Source organism: Defluviimonas sp. D31, from assembly GCF_033436765.1.
Taxonomy (GTDB): domain Bacteria; phylum Pseudomonadota; class Alphaproteobacteria; order Rhodobacterales; family Rhodobacteraceae; genus Albidovulum.
This window is the reverse complement of sequence record NZ_JAWQFN010000001.1, coordinates 248,012-265,988: the sequence shown is the minus strand read 5'-3', so window position 1 is coordinate 265,988 and position 17,977 is coordinate 248,012. Positions and strand designations below refer to the sequence as shown.

The window sequence follows — 17,977 nt, the reverse complement described above, 5'->3', positions numbered from 1 at the left end:
CCCGGCCCGGTCCGCGATCCGGTTCAGCCGAATTCCCGTGCCAGCCACTTTTCCAACCAGTGGATCGAGTAGTTCCCGGTCAGGATGTCGTCTTCCTGCAGGAGCCCGTGGAACAGCGGGATCGTGGTGTCGATTCCGTCGACGATGAGCTCGCTCAGGGCGCGCTTCAGCCGCGCCAGCGCCTCGGGCCGGTCGCGGCCGTGGACGATGAGCTTGCCGATCAGGCTGTCGTAGTAGGGCGGGATCGAATAGCCGTCGTAGAGCGCGGAATCCATCCTCACGCCAAGGCCGCCCGGCGCGTGGTACTGGGTGATCTTGCCGGGGCAGGGCGAGAAGTTCGGCAGCTTCTCGGCATTGATCCGGACCTCGATCGCATGGCCGTTCACCACCAGATCGTCCTGGGTGAACGAGAGTGGATAGCCCTCGGCGACGCGGATCTGCTCGCGCACGAGATCGACTCCGAAGATCGCCTCGGTGACGGGGTGCTCGACCTGGAGCCGGGTGTTCATCTCGATGAAGTAGAACTCGCCGTCCTCGTAGAGGAACTCGATCGTGCCGGCGCCGATGTAGTTGATCTTGGCGACCGCGTTGGCGCAGATCGCGCCGATATCGGCGCGCTGCTCGGGCGTGATGACGGGGCCGGGCGCCTCTTCGAAGACCTTCTGGTGACGGCGCTGCAGCGAGCAGTCGCGCTCGCCGAGATGGACGGCGTTACCCTTGCCGTCGCCGAAGACCTGGATTTCGATATGGCGCGGCTTCTGGAGGTACTTCTCCATGTAGACTTCGTCGTTGCCGAAGGCGGCCTTCGCCTCGGAACGCGCGGTGCGGAAGGCGATCTCCAGCTCGCTTTCGTCCTTGGCGACCTTCATCCCGCGGCCGCCACCGCCGGCGGTGGCCTTGATGATGACCGGATAGCCGATCTCCTTGGCCACCTTCTTGGCTGTCGCGGTGTCGGGCACGCCGCCATCCGAGCCGGGCACGACCGGGATGCCGAGCTTCTTGGCGGTGTCCTTGGCTGTGATCTTGTCGCCCATGATGCGGATGTGTTCCGCGGTCGGGCCGATGAAGGTGATGCCGTGGTCCTCGAGCGCCTGGACGAAATTGGCGTTCTCGGAGAGGAAGCCGTAGCCCGGATGGATCGCCTGAGCGCCGGTGATCTCGCAGGCCGAGATGACCGAGGCGATCGACAGGTAGCTTTGCGACGAGGGGTTGGGGCCGATGCAGACCGACTCGTCGGCCATGCGCACGTGCATCGCGTCGGAATCTGCCGTCGAATGCACCGCGACGGAGCGGATGCCCATCTCGCGGCAGGCGCGGATCACGCGGAGCGCGATTTCGCCCCGGTTGGCGACGAGGATTTTCTCGAACATCGCGCGCCTCACTCGATGATGAGCAGCGGCGCGCCGTATTCGACGGGGCTCCCATCCTCGACGAGGATGCGCTTCACGGTGCCGGCACGCGGCGAGGGAATGTGGTTCATAGTCTTCATCGCCTCGACGATGAGGACGGTCTGGCCTTCCTTGACCTGGGCGCCGACGGTCACGAAGGGATCCGCGCCGGGCTCGGCGGCGAGGTAGACGGTGCCGACCATCGGCGAGATCACGGCGCCGGGATGGCTGGCGGGATCGGCGGGCTGCGCCGCCGGAGCGGCGGCCGGGGCCGGGGTGGCGGCGACCGGCGCTGCGGCCGGGGCGGGGGCCGCGAAGGCGGCTGGCGCGGCGATCTGGGCCGCGTATTTCGTGACCTTGACGTTCAGGCTGTCATTGTCGCCGTATTCGCGCTTCACGCTCAGTTCGGCGAGCCCGCTCTTGTTCAGAAGCTCGGCCAGAGCCTCGATGAAGGCCACATCACTTTCATGGGGATTCTTGGTCATTGCCGTCCTCGATCGGTCCTGTCGGATGCCCGTCTTGCTCTGCGGACTTTCCGTTTCCCGCCGCTTATACGCGCTTGGTCCGGCCGAGGAAAGCCGCGAGTTTCACCGCACCGCCACCCAAAAACCGGCTGCAACCAAAAAATTTACCAGTTGATAAAAAAATGATTCGGTGGCAGCCTTTCCTCAAGAACGGACGGAGGGAGGCCGCCTTGACCAACAGCCAGCTCACGCCGGGCATCGTGCCCGGGCGCCTCGGGGCAGAGGATTATGCCCGCAACTTCTCTGACATCGCGCCGCGCCTTGATGCGCACGAGGCGCGGGTCGCGGCGGACCGCTGCTATTTCTGCCATGACGCGCCCTGCATGACCGCCTGCCCGACCTCGATCGACATTCCGCTCTTCATCCGCCAGATCGCGACCGGCACGCCCGAGGCGGCCGCGAAGACGATCTTTTCGCAGAACATCCTCGGCGGCATGTGCGCCCGCGTCTGCCCGACCGAGACGCTCTGCGAGGAGGTCTGCGTGCGCGAGGTGGCCGAGGGCAAGCCGGTCGAGATCGGGCGGTTGCAGCGCTTCGCCACCGACACGCTGATGGAGAAGGGCAGCCATCCCTTCCACCGCGCGGCGGCGACCGGCAAGCGGATCGCGGTTCTCGGCGCCGGACCGGCGGGGCTGGCGGCGGCGCACCGGCTGGCGATGAAGGGCCACGACGTGGTGGTCTACGACCCGCGCCCGAAGGCGGGCGGGCTCAACGAATACGGCATCGCGAGCTACAAGAGCCCCGGTGGCTTCGCCGAGGCCGAGGTCGACTGGCTCCTGAAGATCGGCGGGATCACCGTTCAGACCGGCAAGTCGCTCGGCAGCGGTCTGACGCTTGACGGGCTGAAAGCCGACCATGACGCGGTGGTGCTCGCCATCGGCCTGGCCGGTGTCAACGCGCTGCGCGCCGAGGGCGAGGGCCTTGGGAACGTTCTTTCGGCCGTCGATTTCATTGCCGGGCTCAGGCAGGAGCCCGACAAGGCGAAACTCGCCATCGGCCGCGATGTCGTGGTGATCGGCGGCGGCATGACGGCGGTGGATGCCGCGGTGCAGTCGAAGCTTCTGGGCGCCGAGAACGTCACCATCGTCTACCGGCGCGGGCCGGAGAAGATGTCGGCGTCGGGCCACGAGCAGGAACACGCGACCTCGGTCGGTGTCCGTATCCTTCACAATGCCGCGCCGGTGCGCGTGATCGGCAACGGCGCCGCGCGAGAGGTCGAGTTCGCCTATACCGAGGACGGTCCGGGCGGGCTCAAGCTGAAGGACGAGACGTTCCTGTTGAAGGCCGACCAGGTGATGAAGGCGATCGGCCAGACGCTCGACGGCGCGCCCGAGGGGCTTAAGATCGAGGGCGGCAAGATCGCGGTGACCGGCGCGGGCCGGACCTCGATCCCCGGCGTCTGGGCGGCGGGCGACTGCGCCCTGGGCGGCGAGGACCTGACCGTCACCGCCGTCGCCGAGGGCCGCGACGCGGCCGAGGACATTCATGCGAGCCTGATGGGCTGAGGGAGGCACCAATGGCTGATCTGACGACCAATTTCATCGGGATCAAATCCCCGAACCCGTTCTGGCTGGCCTCGGCCCCGCCGACCGACAAGGAATACAACGTCCGCCGCGCCTTCGAGGCGGGCTGGGGCGGCGTGGTCTGGAAGACGCTCGGGTCCGAAGGCCCGCCCGTCGTCAACGTCAACGGCCCGCGCTACGGCGCGATCTGGGGCGCCGACCGGCGGCTTCTGGGGCTCAACAACATCGAGCTGATCACCGATCGGCCGCTCGAGGTGAACCTGCGCGAGATCAAGCAGGTCAAGCGCGACTACCCGGACCGGGCGCTGGTCATCTCGCTCATGGTGCCCTGCGACGAGGAAAGCTGGAAGGCGATCCTGAAGGCGGTCGAGGATACCGGCGCGGACGGGGTCGAACTCAACTTCGGCTGCCCGCACGGCATGAGCGAGCGCGGCATGGGCTCGGCCGTGGGGCAGGTGCCGGAATATATCGAGATGGTCACGCGCTGGGTGAAGCAGCACAGCCGGATGCCCTGCATCGTCAAGCTCACCCCCAACATCACCGATGTGAGGAAGCCCGCGGCGGCCGCCAAGCGCGGCGGCGCCGATGCGGTGAGCCTGATCAACACGATCAACTCGATCACCTCAGTCAATCTCGACAGCTTCAGCCCCGAACCCTCGATCGACGGCAAGGGTGCCCACGGCGGCTATTGCGGCCCGGCGGTGAAGCCGATCGCGCTCTCGATGGTCTCGGAAATCGCTCGCGACGCGGAAACCCGCGGCCTGCCGATCTCCGGCATCGGCGGGGTCACGACCTGGCGCGACGCTGCGGAGTTCATGGCGCTCGGTGCCGGCAACGTACAGGTCTGCACCGCAGCCATGACCTACGGCTTCAAGATCGTGCAGGAGATGATCTCGGGCCTGTCGGAATATATGGACGGCAAGGGTTTCACCTCGACCGCCGATCTCGTCGGCCGCGCGGTGCCCAATGTCACCGACTGGCAGTATCTCAACCTCAACTACGTCACCAAGGCCGAGATCGATCAGGACCTCTGCATCAAGTGCGGCCGTTGCTATGCCGCCTGCGAGGACACCTCGCACCAGGCCATCGCGATGGGCGAGGACCGGGTGTTCTCGGTCAAGGACGAGGAATGCGTCGCCTGCAACCTCTGCATCGATGTCTGCCCGGTCGAGAACTGCATCACCATGCGGCCGCTCGCGAAGGGCGAGGTCGATCCGAGAACGGGCAAGAAGGTGGGCGACTACGCCAACTGGACGACCCATCCGAACAACCCGATGGCGCAGGCGGCAGAATAGGGCTCACCGGATGGTGGTTTGACAGCGGGCGCGCCCGCATGTTCCCCTCTCCCCGCCGGTGCCTCCCTGCCGGCGGGGAGAGGATGATCTTGTGAGACCTCTGTTGATCCTCGCGGCCTTCGGCCTCGCCCAGCCGGCCGCTGCCGAGGGCTGGGCGATGAAGCCGGGCGATGAGGTCTTCACGCCGGACGGGATCGCGGCCTTCATCGCCGGGAACGACATTCGCTTCTACGATGGCGGGCGCTCCGAATACGGTGCCGACGGGGCCTATGCCTATGTCTATGACGGCGGCGACCGTGCCGAGGGGCGCTACCGGATCGAGGATGACGGCTCGGTCTGCGTCGAGTTCCTGAACGGCTGGTCGCGCTGCGATCTTTACGTCCGCAATGGCGACCGGGTTCTGCTGATCGACGAAAAGGGCGACCGCTATCCGTTGCGCTGATCCGGCGCGAGGAGTTTTCCGAAGAGCGTGTCGAGGAAGCCCTGCGCCTCGGCATAGGGATCGTGGCCGGGACCGAGCACCGCGCGGACCTGGACGTCGAAGTCGGCGTAATGCTGGGTCAGCGCCCAGATCGAGAAGATCAGGTGATGCGGCGGCAGGTCGGCGATCCGCCCGGCCGCCGCCCAGTCCGCGAGCAGCGCCGCCTTCTCGTCGACGAGCGCCTTCAACTCGCCCTCGAGTGCCTCCATGATCCGCGGCGCGCCCTGCAGGATCTCGTTGGCGAAGAGCCGGCTTTCGCGCGGGTAGTCGCGGCTGAGTTCGAGCTTGCGGCGGACATAGCCAAGGATCTCCGCGACCGGCTCGCCCTCGGGGTCGAGTGCCCGCAAGGGATCGAGCCAGGTATCGAGCAGCATCGACAGAAGCTCGGCGTGGATCGCTTCCTTGGAGGGGAAGTAGTAGAGCAGGTTCGGCTTCGACAGGCCCGCAAGCTCGGCGATCTGATCGACGGTGGTGCCGCGGAAACCGTAGCTGGAAAACGCGTCGAGCGCCGCTTCGAGGATGGTCTGGCGGTTCTTGCGCTGTATCCGTGTCAGCGGTCGCTCGGCGGTCTGCCGGTCCTGCACGCGGTTCTCTCCCTTGACGTCCTCTCATCAGCTAGCGTGTATTTGACCGGAAGGTCAAACGTCATTTCCGCCAACCCGGCGGTAGGGAAGGAGGCAAGCGTGCCAGATCCGGTCGTTGAGACAAGCGCCATGATCGCGGGCATGTCGCCGGAGCTTCTGCCCGGATCGTTCGTCTTCTGCAGCCTGCCGGGCGGAAGCGCGAGCGCCGCGCTTCTGGACGCCGCGCTTTCGGTCTTTCGCGAGGACGAGGGCCTGTCACTGATCCTGCCCGAGGCGGTCGCCGCCGCACACGGCATCGACACGGCATCGCCGATGCGGCTGATCCGGCTCAACGTGCATTCGTCGCTCGAGGGCGTCGGGCTGACCGCCGCGGTCGCCACGGCGCTCGCGGCGGAGAGCATCGCCTGCAACATGGTGGCGGCCTTTCACCATGACCATGCCTTCGTCCCCGCCGACCGCGCCGGGGAGGCGTTGGCGATCCTCCTGCGCCTTCAGGGCTCCGCCGCCGCGCGGTGAGCGCGCCAGTCAACCGACGGGCCGGGTCGCGTGGCACATCAGGTATTCGCGCCGCCCCTCCTGGAAGTCGCGGAAGATCCACGAGCCCGGCGTCCCGGCCCAGAGCCGCACCGCGCGCCTTGTGCCGGGCGGGAAGCGCCGGTCGATCTCGACCGTCCGCCGGCCGGCGTCGTTTTCGAGCCCCCGGACGATGTTCGGCGTGATGTCGGCGATCCGGACCTCAGCGAAGCCGGCGGCGGCAAGGCCCTTGCGGGTTTCGACCAGAGCCGTGCCGGGCGCGACGCGGGCGGGGGTGAAATCGGCGTAGAGCAGGCTGCCGCCGGGCCTGAGCACCCGGTGCGCCTCGCGGAAGAACGCCTGCCGGTCGGGATAGCAATGCGCGCTCTCGACGCTGAGGACGGCGTCGAACTCGCCGTCGCCGAAGGGCATGGCCATCGCGTCGCCATGCTGGAACAGAAGCCCGTCGATCCCGTCATAAACGCGGCGGCAGAACTCGACCGCGCGCTCGGCAAGGTCGCAGCCGATCATCTGGCCGGTCCGGAGATAGCGGTGGACATAGGCCGAACCGCCGCCGCGGCCCGAGCCGATGTCGAGCACCCGCTTGCCGCTGAGGTCGATCTGGGTGGCGACGACATGGTAGAGCTGGGCGCAGAAGCGTTCGGCCTCGTCTTCCCGCTGCAGGTCCGGTCCCGGCGCGCCGGGATCGAAGGCGAAGCCATAGTTCATGAACCTGAGGTCGGTCGCGTTCCGAAGATGCCAGCCGAGGCATTCGTAGAGGAGTTTGGCCCGCCGGCCGAAGAAATACCGAAATTCGCTCGGGCGCGTTACCGCCATACCACTGCTCCGATATGTCCGCCCCGCGCGCCAAGCATCGGCCGGGAGCGGCATCGAAGTCAATCGTGACGTCTCGGCCGGGCTCAGGCCGCACCGATCCCGCGCAGGATGATCGTCTTGACGCTCTCCTTGGCGGCCTTCCACTGCCGGTCGCTCAGGGGTCTGCCGCCGTTTAGCGTCTCGATCTGGTGGCCGAAGTCGGCGTAGTGCTGGGTCGTGGCCCAGAGCATGTAGAGGAGGTGCCTCGGGTCCACCGGCGCCATCTTGCCCTCGTCGATCCAGCGCTGGATCAGGCCCGCTCGGCCCTTTGTCCACTCCCTCAGCGTGGTTTCCAGGTAATCCTGGATCACCGGCGCGCCGTGCATCACCTCCGAGGCCCAGACCTTCGAGCCGAACGGGTGGCGGCGCGAAATCTCCATCTTCGCGTCGATATAGGCGCCGATCGCCTCGACCGGGCCGGGGGCATCGTCGAAACTGTCCGCCGCATGCAGCCAGATCTCGAAAATCTGTTGCACCACCTTGCGGTAGAGTTCTTCCTTGGTGGCGAAATAGTAGTGCAGGTTGGCCTTGGGCAGCCCCGCCATGTCGGCGATGAGTTGCATCGTCGCCCCGCCGAACCCGGCCTCGGCGAAGACCTTCTCGGCCGCCGCCAGGATCCGCGCCTCGTTTTCCCGCCGCGTGGCGTCGCGCTTCGAGATGCGTCCGGATGCGGCCATGTCCCTCAATATTTTCGTTGACCGGTTGGTCAGGTTGTGGTGCTCTCAACCTTGACCATACGGTCAGAAAGAGAGTCGCCGCAAGGGGCATCAAGATCCCGGGGGCGACCGACAGGAGGAGAGAGATGTCCGCACCCGGAGAGAACCTCAGGATTGACCCCGCACGACTTTGGGATTCACTCGTGGAGATGGCGAAGATCGGCCCGGGCGTCGCGGGCGGCAACAACCGCCAGACGCTGACCGACGCCGACAGCGAGGGGCGGAAACTCTTCCAGTCCTGGTGCGAGGCCGCCGGCATGACGATGGGCGTCGACCAGATGGGCACGATGTTCGCGCGCCGCGAAGGCGAGGACCCGGACGCGCTGCCAGTCTACATGGGCTCGCATCTCGACACCCAGCCGACCGGGGGCAAGTATGACGGGGTGCTGGGGGTGCTCGGGGCGCTCGAATGCGTCCGAACGATGAACGACCTCGGGATCAAGACGAAGCACCCGATCGTGGTGGTGAACTGGACCAACGAGGAGGGGACGCGCTTTGCCCCGGCGATGCTCGCCTCCGGGGTCTTCGCGGGCAAGCATGAATTGCAGTGGGCCTATGACCGCGAGGACCATGACGGCAAGACATTCGGCGACGAACTGAAGCGTATCGGCTGGGTCGGCGACGAAAAGGTTGGTGACCGCAAGATGCACGCGCTCTTCGAGCTGCATATCGAACAGGGCCCGATTTTGGAGGCCGAGGGCAAGGATATCGGCGTTGTTACCCACGGGCAGGGGCTCAGATGGATCGAATGCACCGTGACCGGGAAGGAGAGCCATACCGGCTCCACGCCAATGCACATGCGCAAGAATGCGGGCCGGGGATTGGCGCTGGTGACCGAGCTCGTCCACGAGATCGCGATGAAGAACCAGCCGAACGCGGTGGGCGCCATCGGCCATATCGACGTCTACCCGAACTCGCGCAACATCATCCCCGGTAGGGTCGTCTTCACGGTCGACATGCGGACCCATATCCTTCCCAAGCTCAACGCGATGGTAGCGGAGTTCATGGAGCGCGCGCCGAATCTCTGCGAGGAGATCGGGGTCGGATTCGAGGCGAAGATCGTCGGCCAGTTCGACCCGCCCGCCTTCAACGAGGATTGCGTGAAGGCCGTGCGGTCGGCGGCCGAACGGCTCGGCTACAGCCACATGGACATCGTCTCGGGGGCCGGCCACGACGCTTGCTGTATCAATGACGTGGCGCCGACCGCGATGATCATGTGCCCCTGCGTCGACGGGCTTTCGCACAACGAGGCCGAGGAGATCAGCCCGGAATGGGCGGCGGCGGGGACGGATGTGCTGTTGCACGCGGTTCTGGAGACGGCGGGGGTCGTGAGGTGAACCAAGAAATGCACTCACTGCACTTGAGGCGATGCACTTTGCATCGCTGTTATTATGGAATTGCGTCGTGTCCGGTAGCCATGCCCAAGATTTCAAGCGAACCAACTGCGAAGTCGTATCAACTTCGAGAGACAATACTCAATCGTGTAGAAGCTCGCTTGGCCAATAGCTATCGCCAGGGCAAGGGTGTGAACATCACTGCCGACGAACTCACGGTTCTCTACGAGCGGTACTTCGGGGCACTGCGACCAAATCCGCACAGATAAGGATCGAGAATATGACCACAGTCATCAAGAACGGCACCATCGTCACCGCCGATCTGACGTACAAGGCCGACGTGCTGGTCGAGGGCGGGAAGATCGCTCAGATCGGCGAGGGCCTGAAGGGCGACAAGGTGCTCGACGCCACCGGCTGCTATGTCATGCCGGGCGGGATCGACCCCCATACGCATCTGGAGATGCCCTTCATGGGCACTTATTCCACCGACGATTTCGAGAGCGGCACCCGAGCGGCGCTCGCGGGCGGCACGACGATGGTCGTCGACTTCGTGCTGCCGTCGCCGGGGCAGGGGCTCCTTGATGCCAAGCAGATGTGGCACAACAAGTCGGGCCGGGCGAATTGCGACTATTCCTACCACATGGCGGTGACCTGGTGGGGCGAGCAGGTCTTCAACGAGATGAAGGACGTGATCGAGAAGGAGGGCATCACCACCTTCAAGCATTTCATGGCCTACAAGGGCGCCTTGATGGTCAATGACGACGAGATGTATGCCTCGTTCAAGCGGCTCGCGGAGCTGGGCGGCATCGCGCTCGTCCATGCCGAGAACGGCGACGTGGTCGCCGAGTTGCAGCGCAAGCTGATGGAGGACGGAAATACCGGCCCCGAGGCGCATGCCTACAGCCGTCCGCCGCAGGTCGAGGGCGAGGCCACCAACCGCGCGATCATGATCGCCGACATGGCCGGGGTGCCGCTTTATGTCGTGCATACCTCCTGCGAGGAGGCGCACGAGGCAATTCGCCGGGCGCGGATGCAGGGCAAGCGCGTTTGGGGCGAGCCCTTGATCCAGCACCTGACGCTCGATGAGAGCGAGTATTTCAACAAGGACTGGGACCATGCCGCGCGGCGGGTGATGTCGCCGCCATTCCGCAACCAGAAGCACCAGGACAGCCTCTGGGCCGGGCTCATGTCGGGCTCGCTCTCGGTTGTCGCGACCGACCACTGCGCCTTCACGACCGAGCAGAAGCGCTTCGGGGTGGGCGATTTCACCAAGATCCCGAACGGGACCGGGGGGCTCGAGGACCGGATGCCGATGCTCTGGACGCATGGCGTGAACACCGGTCGGCTGACGCCGAACGAGTTCGTCGCGGTTACCTCAACGAACATCGCCAAGATCCTGAATTGTTACCCGAAAAAGGGCGCGATCCTTGTCGGGGCCGATGCCGATATCGTGGTCTGGGATCCCGAGCGGACCAAGACGATCAGCGCCAAGTCACAGCAGTCGGCCATCGACTACAACGTCTTCGAGGGTCATGACGTGAAGGGTCTGCCGCGCTACACGCTGACCCGCGGCATGGTCGCGGTGAACGACGGCAAGGTCGAGACCCGCGAGGGCCACGGCGAGTTCGTCCGCCGCGAGGCCGGCAACCCGGTCAACAAGGCGCTGTCGAGCTGGAAGGAGCTGACGAGCCCACGACCGGTGAAGCGGACCGGCATTCCGGCGAGCGGGGTGTGATGAAGACTTTCCGCATGCGCTGGGGGCTTGACGCGCGCTTGGTGTGGCTGGTGTTCGCTTCGGTGTTCTTTTCCATTCTGGGCTACAGCGTGTGCGTTGTTTTGATAGCTGTTTGGCAAAATCCCGGGGAGATTGGGCGTGCATTCCTGTTTCTTCCCTGGGCAGTCTTTGGCTGGGGGCCCCTGATCGTCGTTTTCATTGGCCTCAAGGCGCCCTACGCCTTTCCCATCGCGATCGCATTCTGGAGCGCATGCTTCCGTTTCGCGTCTGCCCGCGGCCTGTCGCGGCGCAGGGCGGCCCAGATTGCGGCGGCAGCCACGGGCTTTGGCTTCTGGGCTGCATTGTTCGTCGCCGATTGGGCCAATGCCGGGGCATTCGATTCTTGGGAGCGCAGTATCCCGGCTCTCGCCACAGTCGGGTCTGTTTCCGCGTTGGTCAGCGCGTTGGCGGCGACCATGATCTATCGCTCCGAACCGGAAACTGACGTCAGGCGGATGTGCGCATGAAAGATACCACGACAACCGCCGGAACCGTAATCGAGGCGCGGGGGCTCGGGCTGACGTTCCAGACCAGCGACGGCCCCGTCCATGCGCTGAAGGATGTGAACCTGACGGTCGAGAAGGGCGATTTCGTTTCCTTCATCGGGCCCTCGGGTTGCGGTAAGACCACGTTTCTCAGGGCCATCGCCGCGCTGGAGCATCCGACGGAAGGCACGCTCACCGTCAACGGCATGGAGCCGGATGCGGCGCGGCAGGCGCGGGCCTATGGCTATGTGTTCCAGGCGGCGGGGCTTTACCCGTGGCGGACGATCGCCGGGAACATCAGGCTTCCCCTTGAGATCATGGGGTTTTCGCGAGCAGAGCAGGCGGCGCGGGTGGAGAAGGTGCTTTCGCTCGTGGATCTTGAGGGCTTCGGCAAGAAGTTCCCCTGGCAGCTCTCGGGGGGCATGCAGCAGCGCGCCTCGATCGCACGGGCGCTGGCTTTCGACGCCGATATCCTTCTCATGGACGAGCCCTTCGGGGCGCTCGACGAGATCGTGCGGGATCGGCTCAACGAGGAGCTTTTGAAGCTCTGGGCGCGGACCGAGAAGACCATCGGTTTCGTTACCCATTCGATCCCGGAGGCGGTCTATCTCTCCACCAAGATCGTGGTGATGTCGCCCCGTCCGGGGCGGATCACCGACGTGATCGAGTCGACCCTGCCGAAGGAGCGGCCGCTCGACATCCGCGATTCGAGGGAGTTCATCGAGATCGCCCACCGGGTGCGGGAAGGCTTGAGGGCGGGGCATGGCGATGAGGTCTGACTGCGGTCGGCGAAGTGTCGGCAAGGTGTATGGCACGTCTTCGGCCGGCGTCGGGCCGGTCTTGACCGGGAACTGGGGGCTGTCTGCCCCCCGGTCCCGGGCCAGGCCCGGGACTCCCCCCGAGGATATTTTCAAAAAGAAGAGGGGGCCGGGGGAATGAGGTCAGTCCTGCCCATCCTCGCCGTGCTCGCCGCCATCGTCGCGCTCTGGTATGCGGCGACGGTCTGGCTCAACAGCCAGTGGACCTACGACCAGGCGGCGCGGGCCGGGGTCGAGGTGAGTTTCGGCGAGGTCGTTGTCGACACGCTGAACCAGGACCGCCCGGTCCTGCCGGCGCCGCACCAGGTGGCCGAGGGGCTCTGGGACGGGCTCGCGGGGCAGAAGGTCACCTCGAAGCGGAGCCTCGTCTATCATGGCTGGGTGACGCTCTCGGCGACGCTCGTCGGCTTCGCCATCGGCACCGGGCTCGGGATCCTGCTCGCGGTCGGGATCGTCCACAACCGGGCGATGGACATGAGCGTCATGCCCTGGGCGATCGCGAGCCAGACGATCCCGATCCTCGCCATTGCGCCGATGGTGATCGTGGTCTTCGCCTCGGTCGGGCTCACCGGGCTCATTCCGAAGGCGATCATCTCGGCCTACCTGTCGTTCTTCCCGGTCGTGGTCGGCATGGCGAAGGGGCTGCGCTCGCCCGACGCGATGCAGCTCGATCTATTGAAGACCTACAATGCGGGGGGCTGGGACACGCTCTGGAAGCTCCGGCTGCCCGCCTCGATGCCCTATCTCTTCGCCTCGCTCAAGGTCTCGGTCGCGGCCTCGCTCGTCGGTGCGATCGTGGGCGAACTGCCGGCGGGGGCCACGTCGGGTCTCGGTGCGCGGCTCTTGTCGGGGAGCTATTACGGCCAGACGATCCAGATCTGGGCGGCGCTCTTCGCGGCGGCGATCCTTGCCGCGGGACTGGTGATGATCATCGGCGGGATCGAGCGCGGCACCCTGCGGCGGATGGGGATGGCGCGATGAGCTGGCTCTGGGGGGCAATCCTGTTCTGGCTCGGGGCCTGGGCGCTGAATGCCCGGCTCGCGGGCTCCCGGTTCGCGGGGCGAAGGGTGGTGCGGTTCTTCGTGCCGGCGCTCTTCGGGGTGACGCTGCTTGTCCTCTGGGAGGGGATCGTGCGCGGGCTCGGCGTGCCGGGCGTGATCCTGCCGCCGCCCTCCGCGATCTGGGAGACCATCACCGGGGCGGTGCCGGTCCTTTGGGGCGATTTCGTCCAGACCATCGTCAAGGGCGCCCTGTCGGGCTATGTCATCGGCTGCGGCGCGGCCTTCCTGACCGCGGTGGCGATCGACCGCTCGCCCTTCCTGCAGCGGGGGCTGTTGCCGGTGGGCAATTTCGTCGCCGCCCTGCCGATCGTCGGCATCGCGCCGATCCTCGTGATGTGGTTCGGTTTCGACTGGCAGTCGAAGGCCGCCGTCGTCGTCGTGATGGTGTTCTTCCCGGTCCTCGTGAACACCGTCGCCGGGCTCGCCGCGACCGAGCGGATGCAGCGCGACCTGATGGCGACCTATTCGGCCTCCTACTGGCAGACGCTTTTCAAGCTCAGGCTGCCGGCTGCGATGCCCTTCGTTTTCAACGGGTTGAAAATCGCCACGACTCTTGCGCTGATCGGCGCTATCGTGGCCGAGTTCTTCGGATCGCCGATCCGCGGCATGGGCTTCAGGATCTCGACGGAGGTCGGGCGGCTCGCGCTCGACATGGTCTGGGCCGAGATCGCGGTGGCCGCGCTGGCCGGGTCGGCATTCTACGGGTTGGTGGCGGCGGCCGAGAAGGCCGTCACCTTCTGGCATCCCTCGCAAAGAGGGCGGAAATGACAACAGGGAGGTTGGACAGATGAAGAAGATCTTGACCGCGGCGATGATCGCGGGGTTCGGGGGCGGCGCGGCGCAGGCGGCCGACGATCTGACCCTGCAGCTGAAGTGGGTGACCCAGGCGCAGTTCGCGGGCTATTACGTCGCGCTCGAGAACGGGTTCTACGAGGAGGAGGGCCTCAACGTCACGATCAAGCCGGGCGGGCCCGACATCGCGCCGACCCAGGTGATCGCGGGCGGCGGGGCCGACGTGACCGTCGAGTGGATGCCGGCCGCGCTGGCCGCGCGCGAGAAGGGGCTGCCGCTCGTCAACATCGCGCAGCCGTTCAAGTCGTCGGGCATGATGCTGACCTGCCTCAAGGAGAGCGGGATCGCGAGCCCGGACGACTTCAAGGGCCACACGCTCGGCGTCTGGTTCTTCGGCAACGAGTATCCGTTCCTGAGCTGGATGAGCCAGCTCGGCGTCCCGACCACGGGCGGCGCCGACGGGGTCGAGGTGCTCAAGCAGGGCTTCAACGTCGATCCCTTGCTGCAAAAGCAGGCCTCGTGCATCTCGACCATGACCTACAACGAGTACTGGCAGGTCATCGACGCCGGGATCGCCGAAGGCGATCTGGTGACGTTCAAGTACGAGGACCAGGGCGTGGCGACGCTGGAGGACGGGCTCTATGTGCTTGAGGACAAGCTCGCCGATCCGGCCTTCGAGGACAAGCTCGTGCGGTTCGTGCGGGCCTCGATGAAGGGCTGGAAATGGGCCGAGGAGAATCCCGATGACGCGGCGATGATCGTCCTCGACAACGACGAGACCGGGGCTCAGACCGAGGCGCATCAGAAGCGGATGATGGGCGAGATCGCCAAGCTCACCGCGGGGTCGAACGGCGCCCTCGACGAGGCCGATTACGAGCGGACGGTGGCGACGCTGCTCGGCGGCGGCTCGGACCCGGTGATCTCGAAGGCGCCGGAAGGGGCCTGGACCCACCAGATCACCGACAAGGCGCTACAATAGCGTTTCGCCCGAACCGGAACAGATGGCGCGCGGGGCTCTGCCCCGCGCGTTCTTTTTCCTCCGGTTGATCGGCGTCAGGACCCGGGCGCGGGAGAGCTGGCAATGTTCGGCGCAAGGGCATGCCGTTGGGCCGGAGTCCGGGACGGAGGGCCGGTCCGGCGCTGCGGAGCGATCGAAAGGAGTGAAGATGGCGTTGATCCTGGCGAGACTGGCGGGCGGCCTGCGCCTCGGGGTGCTGGCTTGTGCGATGATCGGCGGCCTTGCGGCCTGCGAGCCGCAGCAACAGGCGATCGGGCAATGCGAGGAAGGTGTTGCGGACATCTCCCGGGTTGCCGACATCGCGCCGGTGAACTGCTGAGGCGCGCGAGGAGCCTTTTCGCTTGCCCTCGCCGGCGGTTCGCGGTCTATCTCGGGGGAAACGGGAGCAAGGGACGCTGAGGCGATGACGGAAGCGACGAGGCAAGGACGGGGCATGCGGACGGCCGGAATTGTCGCCATCGGACTGAGCCTGATCGCGGCGCTCTCGGCCTGTTCGGGTGACAAGACGCCGCTGACCGCCTGCGTGGGCGGTACGCCGGTGGTGGAGCGCACGTTCGACGTCGCGCCGCCGAACTGCTGATGCGCTGAAAATCCCTGCGCAACGGTATCAATTCACTTGTGAAAGCTGTAAACTCGCTCGGCGGGCCGAAGCGGGCTTCGCGGATCGGGTGAGGAACGGATGGCGCGGTCGGCACTGACCGGGACGAGGGTGCGGGAGCGCCGCCTCCTGATCGGCATGAAGCAGGCCGATCTCGCGCGGGCGGTCGAAATCTCGCCGGCCTATCTCAATCTGATCGAGCACAACCGCCGCAGGGTCGGGGCGGAACTCCTTGCCGCCCTGGCGCGGGTGCTCGGCGTCGAGGAGGCGGCGCTGGCCGAGGGCGCGGAGAGCGCGCTTTTCGAGGGGCTGCGCGAGGCGGCGGCCGGCATGGCGGGCGGCGAGGCCGCGCCCGAAGTCGTGCGGATCGAGGAATTCGTCGGGCGCTTTCCCGGCTGGGCCGCCCTTCTGGCGGCGGCGCAGGCGCGGATCGGCACGCTCGAGCGCACGGTCGAGGCACTGAGCGAACGGATGGCGCATGACCCGTTTCTCTTCGCCTCGCTGCACGAGGTGGTCTCGGCGGCGACCTCGGTGCGTTCGACGGCGGCGATCCTCGCCGAGACCGAGGAGATCGACCCCGAGTGGCGGGCGCGGTTCCACCGGAACGTCTACGAGGACAGCATCCGGCTCAGCGATGCCGCGGCGGCGCTCGTGGCCTATCTCGACGCGACCAAGGAAAGCGAGACCGGGCTTTCCTCGCCACAGGAGGAGGTCGAGGCCTGGCTCGAGAAATCCGACTATCACCTCGCCGCACTGGAACGCACCCATCCGCCGCCGGGAGATGCGCTGATCGCCGGGGTGCCCGAGCTGGCGAGCGGGGCAGCGCGCAAGCTCGCGCTCGCTCATATCGCGCGCTACCGCGCCGACGCGGTGGCGCTGCCGCTCGACGGGTTCCGGCGGGCGCTTGAGGCGGCGGGGCCGGACCCGGCGGCGCTGGCGCAGGCGACGGGGGCGGGGCTCGCTCGGGTGTTCCGGCGGCTCGCCACGCTGCCCGAGGGCATGGGGCCGCCCGTCGGCCTCGTCGCTTGCGACGCCTCGGGCACGCTCACCTTCCGCAGGCCCGCGCCGGGCTTCGCGCTGCCGCGCCATGGCGCGGCCTGTCCGCTCTGGCCGCTCTACGAGGCGCTCGCGCGGCCGATGGTGCCGATCCGATCCGCGGTCGAGATGGCGGGGCGGGTGCCGCAAAGGTTCCTGACCTATGCGTTCAGCGAGCCGCGCCATCCCGGAGGCTTCGACGGGCCGCAGGTGGTGGAGGCTCAGATGCTGATTCTGCCCGCCCCCGAGGAGCGCGGCGGCGAGCGGCCGATCGGGCCGTCGTGCCGGATCTGCCCGCGCGGCGGCTGCGCGGCGCGGCGGGAGCCTTCGATCCTTTCCGAGGAGGGCTGAGCGTGGTCGTCCGGCCGCCCGCTGCACGCCGTTACCTTGATCCGCGACTTGCGTTTTGACAGCCGCCCGGAACATCGGCGATAGTCGGATCGGGATGGCGCGAGGCGGGGAGGTCAGGCGGCACATGGGCAGACGGGTCCTGCTGATCGAGGATGAGCCGCATATCGCCGAGGCGATCCGGTTCCTGCTTTCCCGCGACGGCTGGTCGGTGGCAAGCCACGACGAGGGAACCGGCGCGATGGAGGCGATCCGGCGCGAGGGGCCGGATGTGCTCGTGCTCGACATGATCCTGCCGGGCCGCTCGGGCTACGAGATCCTCGGCGACCTGCGCGCCGACCCCGCGCTCGCGGGCCTGCCGGTTCTGGTTCTGAGCGCCCGCGGCCAGGCCGAGGACCGCGCCGCGGCCGTCGAGGCGGGCGCCTCGTGCTTCATGGCCAAGCCCTTCGTCAATTCGGAGATCGTCGCGACCCTGCGGCAGATGGCGGGCGGATGAGCGGGCGCGGGGCGAGATCCGGCGCGGACCGGGCATGAAAAGGCCGAGCCCGCCCCGCTTCCTTGCCCGCAGGAGCTACCGGCGGCGCCGGCTCATAGATGCCGCGCGGCTGCTGCCGGTGCTTGGGTTCATCCTGATCATGGTGCCGATCCTGTGGCGGCCGGGTGCCACGGCGGCGCCTGACACCGCTTTAGGCGGTCTTTACCTCTTCGCGGTCTGGTTCGGACTGATCGGCGCGGCCTTCCTCGTCGCGCGGATCCTCGCGCGTGGCGAGCCGGACGCCGGCGACGGCGAGACGGAGCGGGAGACCCGCTGATG

Annotated in this window: 21 protein-coding genes; 16 read left to right on the top strand and 5 right to left on the bottom strand. The window is 66.8% G+C overall.

Annotated features, from left to right (window positions below):
• Nucleotides 1–23: 23 nt before the first annotated feature.
• Together accC and accB are read right to left on the bottom strand one after the other, a co-directional pair.
• A complete protein-coding gene (gene accC, locus R5H32_RS01290) occupies nucleotides 24–1,370 on the bottom strand; it encodes an acetyl-CoA carboxylase biotin carboxylase subunit (RefSeq protein WP_318336873.1) in 1,347 nt (448 codons plus the stop codon).
• A gap of 8 nt (nucleotides 1,371–1,378) precedes the next feature.
• Nucleotides 1,379–1,873 carry an acetyl-CoA carboxylase biotin carboxyl carrier protein gene (gene accB / locus R5H32_RS01285; protein ID WP_318336872.1) on the bottom strand — a complete coding sequence of 165 codons (495 nt, stop codon included), beginning with the start codon at nucleotides 1,871–1,873 and terminating at the stop codon, nucleotides 1,379–1,381.
• Between the two features lie 209 nt (nucleotides 1,874–2,082).
• Here accB and R5H32_RS01280 point away from each other — a divergent pair, with 209 nt between their 5' ends.
• The 3 genes from R5H32_RS01280 to R5H32_RS01270 all read left to right on the top strand — a co-directional run bounded on the left by R5H32_RS01280 (nucleotide 2,083) and on the right by R5H32_RS01270 (nucleotide 5,172).
• On the top strand, nucleotides 2,083–3,417 hold the full coding sequence (locus R5H32_RS01280; RefSeq protein ID WP_318336871.1) for an NAD(P)-dependent oxidoreductase: 1,335 nt from the start codon (nucleotides 2,083–2,085) through the stop codon (nucleotides 3,415–3,417).
• Between the two features lie 11 nt (nucleotides 3,418–3,428).
• Nucleotides 3,429–4,730, top strand: a complete 1,302-nt coding sequence (gene preA, locus R5H32_RS01275) for an NAD-dependent dihydropyrimidine dehydrogenase subunit PreA (protein WP_318336870.1) — start codon at nucleotides 3,429–3,431, stop codon at nucleotides 4,728–4,730.
• A gap of 91 nt (nucleotides 4,731–4,821) precedes the next feature.
• Nucleotides 4,822–5,172: a hypothetical protein gene (locus R5H32_RS01270; protein ID WP_318336869.1), complete on the top strand. Its 351-nt coding sequence runs from the start codon at nucleotides 4,822–4,824 to the stop codon at nucleotides 5,170–5,172.
• Here the strand turns inward: R5H32_RS01270 and R5H32_RS01265 are convergent.
• Nucleotides 5,157–5,795 (bottom strand): TetR family transcriptional regulator C-terminal domain-containing protein, encoded by a 639-nt coding sequence (locus tag R5H32_RS01265; protein ID WP_318336868.1) that lies wholly within the window; start codon nucleotides 5,793–5,795, stop codon nucleotides 5,157–5,159. The genes R5H32_RS01270 and R5H32_RS01265 overlap by 16 nt on opposite strands.
• 99 nt (nucleotides 5,796–5,894) lie before the next feature.
• Between R5H32_RS01265 and R5H32_RS01260 the strand changes: the two genes are divergently transcribed.
• Nucleotides 5,895–6,311 (top strand): ACT domain-containing protein, encoded by a 417-nt coding sequence (locus tag R5H32_RS01260; protein ID WP_318336867.1) that lies wholly within the window; start codon nucleotides 5,895–5,897, stop codon nucleotides 6,309–6,311.
• A gap of 9 nt (nucleotides 6,312–6,320) precedes the next feature.
• Here the strand turns inward: R5H32_RS01260 and R5H32_RS01255 are convergent, their stop codons facing one another.
• Together R5H32_RS01255 and R5H32_RS01250 are read right to left on the bottom strand one after the other, a co-directional pair.
• Nucleotides 6,321–7,145: a class I SAM-dependent methyltransferase gene (locus tag R5H32_RS01255; protein WP_318336866.1), complete on the bottom strand. Its 825-nt coding sequence runs from the start codon at nucleotides 7,143–7,145 to the stop codon at nucleotides 6,321–6,323.
• A gap of 83 nt (nucleotides 7,146–7,228) precedes the next feature.
• Nucleotides 7,229–7,861: a TetR/AcrR family transcriptional regulator gene (locus tag R5H32_RS01250; protein WP_318336865.1), complete on the bottom strand. Its 633-nt coding sequence runs from the start codon at nucleotides 7,859–7,861 to the stop codon at nucleotides 7,229–7,231.
• 125 nt (nucleotides 7,862–7,986) lie between these two features.
• Here R5H32_RS01250 and R5H32_RS01245 point away from each other — a divergent pair, with 125 nt between their 5' ends.
• The 12 genes from R5H32_RS01245 (at nucleotide 7,987) to R5H32_RS01190 (ending at nucleotide 17,975) form a co-directional block, all read left to right on the top strand.
• Nucleotides 7,987–9,237, top strand: coding sequence for a Zn-dependent hydrolase (locus R5H32_RS01245; RefSeq protein WP_318336864.1), 1,251 nt, complete (start codon nucleotides 7,987–7,989; stop codon nucleotides 9,235–9,237).
• Nucleotides 9,238–9,514: 277 nt separating this feature from the next.
• Entirely contained in the window at nucleotides 9,515–10,969 is a 1,455-nt protein-coding gene (gene hydA / locus R5H32_RS01240) for a dihydropyrimidinase (RefSeq protein ID WP_318336863.1), read from the top strand.
• Nucleotides 10,969–11,475 carry a hypothetical protein gene (locus tag R5H32_RS01235; protein WP_318336862.1) on the top strand — a complete coding sequence of 169 codons (507 nt, stop codon included), beginning with the start codon at nucleotides 10,969–10,971 and terminating at the stop codon, nucleotides 11,473–11,475. The genes hydA and R5H32_RS01235 overlap by 1 nt, the downstream gene beginning before the upstream one ends.
• Nucleotides 11,472–12,272 (top strand): ABC transporter ATP-binding protein, encoded by an 801-nt coding sequence (locus tag R5H32_RS01230; RefSeq protein WP_318336861.1) that lies wholly within the window; start codon nucleotides 11,472–11,474, stop codon nucleotides 12,270–12,272. Before R5H32_RS01235 ends, R5H32_RS01230 begins: the two co-directional genes overlap by 4 nt.
• A 156-nt stretch (nucleotides 12,273–12,428) precedes the next feature.
• A complete protein-coding gene (locus tag R5H32_RS01225) occupies nucleotides 12,429–13,292 on the top strand; it encodes an ABC transporter permease (RefSeq protein WP_318336860.1) in 864 nt (287 codons plus the stop codon).
• Nucleotides 13,289–14,140, top strand: a complete 852-nt coding sequence (locus R5H32_RS01220) for an ABC transporter permease (RefSeq protein WP_318336859.1) — start codon at nucleotides 13,289–13,291, stop codon at nucleotides 14,138–14,140. Before R5H32_RS01225 ends, R5H32_RS01220 begins: the two co-directional genes overlap by 4 nt.
• Nucleotides 14,141–14,159: 19 nt before the next feature.
• Complete coding sequence (locus tag R5H32_RS01215; RefSeq protein WP_318336858.1) at nucleotides 14,160–15,143, top strand: ABC transporter substrate-binding protein; 984 nt, start codon at nucleotides 14,160–14,162, stop codon at nucleotides 15,141–15,143.
• A gap of 187 nt (nucleotides 15,144–15,330) precedes the next feature.
• Nucleotides 15,331–15,501: a hypothetical protein gene (locus tag R5H32_RS01210; protein ID WP_318336857.1), complete on the top strand. Its 171-nt coding sequence runs from the start codon at nucleotides 15,331–15,333 to the stop codon at nucleotides 15,499–15,501.
• A gap of 114 nt (nucleotides 15,502–15,615) precedes the next feature.
• Complete coding sequence (locus R5H32_RS01205; protein ID WP_318336856.1) at nucleotides 15,616–15,762, top strand: hypothetical protein; 147 nt, start codon at nucleotides 15,616–15,618, stop codon at nucleotides 15,760–15,762.
• A 99-nt stretch (nucleotides 15,763–15,861) separates the two neighbouring features.
• Nucleotides 15,862–17,166 (top strand): short-chain fatty acyl-CoA regulator family protein, encoded by a 1,305-nt coding sequence (locus tag R5H32_RS01200; protein WP_318336855.1) that lies wholly within the window; start codon nucleotides 15,862–15,864, stop codon nucleotides 17,164–17,166.
• 124 nt (nucleotides 17,167–17,290) lie between these two features.
• Entirely contained in the window at nucleotides 17,291–17,659 is a 369-nt protein-coding gene (locus R5H32_RS01195) for a response regulator transcription factor (protein ID WP_318336854.1), read from the top strand.
• Between the two features lie 34 nt (nucleotides 17,660–17,693).
• On the top strand, nucleotides 17,694–17,975 hold the full coding sequence (locus tag R5H32_RS01190) for a hypothetical protein (RefSeq protein WP_318336853.1): 282 nt from the start codon (nucleotides 17,694–17,696) through the stop codon (nucleotides 17,973–17,975).
• Nucleotides 17,976–17,977: the final 2 nt, after the last annotated feature.

Coding starts and splice junctions, on each gene's coding strand:
- R5H32_RS01190 (WP_318336853.1), top strand. CDS start 17,694: ATGAAAAGGCCGAGCCCGCCCCGCTTCCTTGCCCGCAGGAGCTACCGG.
- hydA (WP_318336863.1), top strand. CDS start 9,515: ATGACCACAGTCATCAAGAACGGCACCATCGTCACCGCCGATCTGACG.
- R5H32_RS01250 (WP_318336865.1), bottom strand. CDS start 7,861: ATGGCCGCATCCGGACGCATCTCGAAGCGCGACGCCACGCGGCGGGAA.
- accC (WP_318336873.1), bottom strand. CDS start 1,370: ATGTTCGAGAAAATCCTCGTCGCCAACCGGGGCGAAATCGCGCTCCGC.
- R5H32_RS01230 (WP_318336861.1), top strand. CDS start 11,472: ATGAAAGATACCACGACAACCGCCGGAACCGTAATCGAGGCGCGGGGG.
- R5H32_RS01220 (WP_318336859.1), top strand. CDS start 13,289: ATGAGCTGGCTCTGGGGGGCAATCCTGTTCTGGCTCGGGGCCTGGGCG.
- R5H32_RS01255 (WP_318336866.1), bottom strand. CDS start 7,145: ATGGCGGTAACGCGCCCGAGCGAATTTCGGTATTTCTTCGGCCGGCGG.
- R5H32_RS01195 (WP_318336854.1), top strand. CDS start 17,291: ATGGGCAGACGGGTCCTGCTGATCGAGGATGAGCCGCATATCGCCGAG.
- R5H32_RS01245 (WP_318336864.1), top strand. CDS start 7,987: ATGTCCGCACCCGGAGAGAACCTCAGGATTGACCCCGCACGACTTTGG.
- R5H32_RS01215 (WP_318336858.1), top strand. CDS start 14,160: ATGAAGAAGATCTTGACCGCGGCGATGATCGCGGGGTTCGGGGGCGGC.
- R5H32_RS01200 (WP_318336855.1), top strand. CDS start 15,862: ATGGCGCGGTCGGCACTGACCGGGACGAGGGTGCGGGAGCGCCGCCTC.
- R5H32_RS01205 (WP_318336856.1), top strand. CDS start 15,616: ATGCGGACGGCCGGAATTGTCGCCATCGGACTGAGCCTGATCGCGGCG.
- R5H32_RS01235 (WP_318336862.1), top strand. CDS start 10,969: ATGAAGACTTTCCGCATGCGCTGGGGGCTTGACGCGCGCTTGGTGTGG.
- preA (WP_318336870.1), top strand. CDS start 3,429: ATGGCTGATCTGACGACCAATTTCATCGGGATCAAATCCCCGAACCCG.
- R5H32_RS01210 (WP_318336857.1), top strand. CDS start 15,331: ATGGCGTTGATCCTGGCGAGACTGGCGGGCGGCCTGCGCCTCGGGGTG.
- accB (WP_318336872.1), bottom strand. CDS start 1,873: ATGACCAAGAATCCCCATGAAAGTGATGTGGCCTTCATCGAGGCTCTG.
- R5H32_RS01225 (WP_318336860.1), top strand. CDS start 12,429: ATGAGGTCAGTCCTGCCCATCCTCGCCGTGCTCGCCGCCATCGTCGCG.